The 1,062-nt window shown below is 70.2% G+C and carries 1 protein-coding gene and 1 pseudogene; one reads left to right on the forward strand and one right to left on the reverse strand.

The annotated features are described in order from the left end of the window. Positions 1 to 300, reverse strand: a pseudogene (locus U4E84_RS18575) (CBS domain-containing protein); the annotation flags it as partial. 114 nt (positions 301 to 414) lie between these two features. On the opposite strand from U4E84_RS18575, the gene U4E84_RS18580 reads away from it, so the two are divergent. Beyond that, on the forward strand, positions 415 to 909 hold the full coding sequence (locus U4E84_RS18580; RefSeq protein ID WP_322533531.1) for a metal-dependent hydrolase: 495 nt from the start codon (positions 415 to 417) through the stop codon (positions 907 to 909). Positions 910 to 1,062: the final 153 nt, after the last annotated feature.

A 1,062-nucleotide genomic window follows, 5' to 3' on the forward strand; every position in this document is an offset into this window, starting at 1 on the left:
CGCGTTGCGGATCAGGTCGACGACGAGGTCGATGTCGGCCCACGGGCGCTTCACCTGATAGGAGAGCGTGTCGACGAACGGGGGAAGCCCGATCGGGATCCACAGCGTCTCGTCCTCGGGCTCGAACAGGTCCACGAGGTCGGACTCGGTGACGATGCCGACCACCCGCTAGTCGTCGTCGACGACGGGGAACCCGCTGAACTCGTAGCGGGCGAACCGCTTGAAGGCCTCTGCGACGTCGTCGTCGGGCGAGACCGTCTTCACGTCCGGTTCCATCAGGTCGCGGGCGGTCAGCGTCATACCGGACGGTCGCGGGGGGAGGCCGTAGGCGTTTCGCCCCCGAGGCGCGACGGGACGCGCGACGCGCTGCCCGCCGACGCAACGGATTTACCGACCGGGCACGCAGTCGCTCCCATGTACCGGAAGGGTCACCTCGGGGCGTCGCTGGTCGTCTACGCACCGCTCGGGTTCCTGGTCACCGCCCTCGCCTCGATCGAGGTCGGCGTCGTCGGCGCCGCCGGCGTCGCGTCGCTGGCGTCGCTCCCCGACGTCGACGTGCGCGTTCCCTTCGTGAAGCACCGCGGGATCACGCACACCGTCTGGTTCGCGCTGCTGGTTGGCGTCGCCTTCGGGGTCGTGGGGCTGGCGGTCGGCCTCCAGCGCGGAGTCGTCGGGGGGCTCCTCTTCGGCGGCGCCGGGCTCTTGTTCGGCACGCTGACGATCGTCTCGCACCTCCTCGCGGACGCGCTCACCCCGATGGGGATCCGGCCGTACGCCCCAGTGTGGGACGACGAGTACACGCTGGACCTAGTCACGGCCGCGAACCCACTCGCCAACTACGCGCTGTTGGGACTGGGCGGCGTCGTCGTCGCGGTCGCGCTCGTCGCCGGCGAGGCGGTTCCGGTGTGAGAGCCGTCGGTCAGGAAGGGTCGTCGGTCAGGAAGTGCTGTCGGACGGAGAGGAGCGTCGCTGGCCGAGCGAACGAATTGTAGAGTGGCCGGGGTGGGCTCCGAACCCACGATCTCCGCATGTCCCAGGTCCGAGGCTCGGCGGAGCCACGGG

This window comes from Halorubrum sp. AD140, assembly GCF_034497445.1.
GTDB lineage: Archaea > Halobacteriota > Halobacteria > Halobacteriales > Haloferacaceae > Halorubrum.

Bases quoted from the DNA above. Each gene is read 5' to 3' on its own strand.
- U4E84_RS18580 (WP_322533531.1), top strand. From the start codon at position 415: ATGTACCGGAAGGGTCACCTCGGGGCGTCGCTGGTCGTCTACGCACCG.